This window comes from Pantoea sp. BS_8 (assembly GCF_041954965.1).
Taxonomy (GTDB): domain Bacteria; phylum Pseudomonadota; class Gammaproteobacteria; order Enterobacterales; family Enterobacteriaceae; genus Pantoea; species Pantoea stewartii.
The window spans coordinates 1-3884 of record NZ_JAVAXU010000024.1; the positions used below are offsets into that span (position 1 = coordinate 1).

Sequence of the window (3884 nt, forward strand, 5' to 3'; positions counted from 1 at the left end):
CAGCTGGTTAGAGCGCACGCCTGATAAGCGTGAGGTCGATGGTTCGAGTCCATTTAGGCCCACCATACATTTTGGGGCCTTAGCTCAGCTGGGAGAGCGCCTGCCTTGCACGCAGGAGGTCAGCGGTTCGATCCCGCTAGGCTCCACCAAAAAGCTATTTTAAATAGCAAATGGTATGTTCTTTGAAAACTAGATAACAGTGTAGCTCATATTTTTTAATTTTTAGTTTGGTTAAGTTAGAAAGGGCGCACGGTGGATGCCTTGACACTAGGAGTCGATGAAGGACGGGACTAACGCCGATATGCTTCGGGGAGCTGTAAGTAAGCTTTGATCCGAAGATTTCCGAATGGGGAAACCCACCATACGTAATGGTATGGTATCCTTATCTGAATACATAGGGTAAGGAAGACAGACCCAGGGAACTGAAACATCTAAGTACCTGGAGGAAGAGAAAGCAAATGCGATTTCCTGAGTAGCGGCGAGCGAAACGGAACATAGCCCAAACCAAGAGGCTTGCCTCTTGGGGTTGTAGGACATTCTATACGGAGTTACAAAGGAACGAGGTAGACGAAGCGACCTGGAAAGGTCCGTCGTAGAGGGTAACAACCCCGTAGTCGAAACTTCGTTCTCTCTTGAATGTATCCTGAGTACGGCGGAACACGTGAAATTCCGTCGGAATCTGGGAGGACCATCTCCCAAGGCTAAATACTCCCTAGTGATCGATAGTGAACCAGTACCGTGAGGGAAAGGTGAAAAGCACCCCGGAAGGGGAGTGAAAGAGATCCTGAAACCGTGTGCCTACAAATAGTCAGAGCCCGTTAACGGGTGATGGCGTGCCTTTTGTAGAATGAACCGGCGAGTTACGATCCCGTGCGAGGTTAAGCTGAAGAGGCGGAGCCGCAGCGAAAGCGAGTCTGAATAGGGCGTTTAGTACGTGGTCGTAGACCCGAAACCAGGTGATCTACCCATGTCCAGGGTGAAGTTCAGGTAACACTGAATGGAGGCCCGAACCCACGCACGTTGAAAAGTGCGGGGATGAGGTGTGGGTAGCGGAGAAATTCCAATCGAACCTGGAGATAGCTGGTTCTCCCCGAAATAGCTTTAGGGCTAGCCTTAAGTGTAAGAGTCTTGGAGGTAGAGCACTGATTGGACTAGGGGTCCTCATCGGATTACCGAATTCAGTCAAACTCCGAATGCCAATGACTTATCCTTAGGAGTCAGACTGCGAGTGATAAGATCCGTAGTCAAAAGGGAAACAGCCCAGACCGCCAGCTAAGGTCCCAAAGTGTGTATTAAGTGGAAAAGGATGTGGAGTTGCTTAGACAACTAGGATGTTGGCTTAGAAGCAGCCACCATTTAAAGAGTGCGTAATAGCTCACTAGTCGAGTGACTCTGCGCCGAAAATGTACCGGGGCTAAATACACCACCGAAGCTGCGGATTGATACCAATGGTATCAGTGGTAGGGGAGCGTTCTAAGGACAGTGAAGTCAGACCGGAAGGACTGGTGGAGTGCTTAGAAGTGAGAATGCCGGTATGAGTAGCGAAAGACGGGTGAGAATCCCGTCCACCGAATGCCTAAGGTTTCCTGAGGAAGGCTCGTCCGCTCAGGGTTAGTCAGGACCTAAGCCGAGGCCGACAGGCGTAGGCGATGGACAACAGGTTGATATTCCTGTACCACCTCTTTATCGTTTGAGCAATGGAGGGACGCAGAAGGATAGAAGAAGCGTGCGATTGGTTGTGCACGTCCAAGCAGTTAGGCTGATAAGTAGGCAAATCCGCTTATCGTAAAGGCTGAGCTGTGATGGGGAAGCTCCTTATGGAGCGAAGTCTTTGATTCCCCGCTGCCAAGAAAAGCTTCTAGCGAGATAAAAGGTGCCTGTACCGCAAACCGACACAGGTAGGCGAGGAGAGAATCCTAAGGTGTGCGAGAGAACTCTGGTTAAGGAACTCGGCAAAATGACCCCGTAACTTCGGGAGAAGGGGTGCTTTCTTAACGGAAAGCCGCAGTGAATAGGCCCAAGCGACTGTTTAGCAAAAACACAGCTCTCTGCGAAGCCGTAAGGCGAAGTATAGGGGGTGACACCTGCCCGGTGCTGGAAGGTTAAGGAGAGGGGTTAGCGTAAGCGAAGCTCTGAACTGAAGCCCCAGTAAACGGCGGCCGTAACTATAACGGTCCTAAGGTAGCGAAATTCCTTGTCGGGTAAGTTCCGACCCGCACGAAAGGTGTAACGATTTGGGCACTGTCTCAACCAGAGACTCGGTGAAATTATAGTACCTGTGAAGATGCAGGTTACCCGCGACAGGACGGAAAGACCCCGTGGAGCTTTACTGTAGCCTGATATTGAATTTTGGTACAGTTTGTACAGGATAGGCGGGAGCCATTGAAACCGGAGCGCTAGCTTCGGTGGAGGCGCTGGTGGGATACCGCCCTGACTGTATTGAAATTCTAACCTACGGGTCTTATCGACCCGGGAGACAGTGTCAGGTGGGCAGTTTGACTGGGGCGGTCGCCTCCTAAAGTGTAACGGAGGCGCCCAAAGGTTCCCTCAGAATGGTTGGAAATCATTCGTAGAGTGCAAAGGCATAAGGGAGCTTGACTGCGAGACCTACAAGTCGAGCAGGGACGAAAGTCGGGCTTAGTGATCCGGTGGTTCCGCATGGAAGGGCCATCGCTCAACGGATAAAAGCTACCCCGGGGATAACAGGCTTATCTCCCCCAAGAGTCCACATCGACGGGGAGGTTTGGCACCTCGATGTCGGCTCATCGCATCCTGGGGCTGTAGTCGGTCCCAAGGGTTGGGCTGTTCGCCCATTAAAGCGGTACGCGAGCTGGGTTCAGAACGTCGTGAGACAGTTCGGTCCCTATCCGTCGTGGGCGTAGGAAATTTGAGAGGAGCTGTCCTTAGTACGAGAGGACCGGGATGGACGCACCGCTGGTGTACCAGTTGTTCTGCCAAGGGCATAGCTGGGTAGCTATGTGCGGAAGGGATAAGTGCTGAAAGCATCTAAGCATGAAGCCCCCCTCAAGATGAGATTTCCCATAGCGTAAGCTAGTAAGATCCCTGAAAGATGATCAGGTTGATAGGTTCGAGGTGGAAGCATGGTGACATGTGGAGCTGACGAATACTAATAGATCGAGGACTTAACCATATAATATGTAGCAAATGTTATCTAGTTTTGAAGGAATATGCCTTCATAGTTTGGTGATGATGGCAGAGAGGTCACACCCGTTCCCATACCGAACACGGAAGTTAAGCTCTCTAGCGCTGATGGTAGTTGGGACCTTGTCCCTGTGAGAGTAGGACGTCGCCAAGCTATTTATATTGTCGCGGGGTGGAGCAGCACGGTAGCTCGTCGGGCTCATAACCCGAAGGTCGCAGGTTCAAATCCTGTCCCCGCAACCAAATGGTCCCGTGGTGTAGTGGTTAACATGCCTGCCTGTCACGCAGGAGATCGCCGGTTCGACCCCGGTCGGGACCGCCATTTTAACTTCTGCTATACAGCAGTTGTTTTTTATTGGACATTATGTTACAATAACATTTGTCTTTGGAAAGAAGATAATTATTTCGATGGGCTATAGCCAAGCGGTAAGGCAACGGACTTTGACTCCGTCATGCGCTGGTTCGAATCCAGCTAGCCCAGCCATTTACGAGCCATTAGCTCAGTTGGTAGAGCATCTGACTTTTAATCAGAGGGTCGAAGGTTCGAGTCCTTCATGGCTCACCATTTTAATTAATATGCGGGTGTGGCGGAATTGGCAGACGCACTAGACTTAGGATCTAGCGCCTTTGGCGTGGGGGTTCGACTCCCTTCACCCGCACTTTTAATAAAATATCTCAAACATGTCTTGCGGAAGTAGTTCAGTGGTAGAATACAACCTTGC

Annotated in this window: 6 tRNA genes and 2 rRNA genes; all 8 read left to right on the forward strand. The window is 50.9% G+C overall.

Annotation, left to right across the window (positions count from 1 at the left end):
• Window positions 1-73: 73 nt before the first annotated feature.
• The 8 genes from RAC65_RS22160 to RAC65_RS22195 all read left to right on the forward strand — a co-directional run bounded on the left by RAC65_RS22160 (window position 74) and on the right by RAC65_RS22195 (window position 3821).
• Window positions 74-149 (forward strand) — tRNA-Ala (locus tag RAC65_RS22160).
• A gap of 80 nt (window positions 150-229) precedes the next feature.
• Window positions 230-3151: ribosomal RNA gene (locus tag RAC65_RS22165) — 23S ribosomal RNA — on the forward strand.
• A 49-nt stretch (window positions 3152-3200) separates the two neighbouring features.
• A 5S ribosomal RNA gene (rrf, locus tag RAC65_RS22170) occupies window positions 3201-3316 on the forward strand.
• Between the two features lie 12 nt (window positions 3317-3328).
• Window positions 3329-3405, forward strand: a tRNA-Met gene (locus RAC65_RS22175).
• Window positions 3406-3408: 3 nt separating this feature from the next.
• Window positions 3409-3484, forward strand: a tRNA-Asp gene (locus tag RAC65_RS22180).
• Between the two features lie 87 nt (window positions 3485-3571).
• Window positions 3572-3646: transfer RNA gene (locus RAC65_RS22185), tRNA-Gln, on the forward strand.
• A gap of 5 nt (window positions 3647-3651) precedes the next feature.
• A tRNA-Lys gene (locus RAC65_RS22190) sits at window positions 3652-3727 on the forward strand.
• A gap of 13 nt (window positions 3728-3740) precedes the next feature.
• Window positions 3741-3821, forward strand: a tRNA-Leu gene (locus RAC65_RS22195).
• Window positions 3822-3884: the final 63 nt, after the last annotated feature.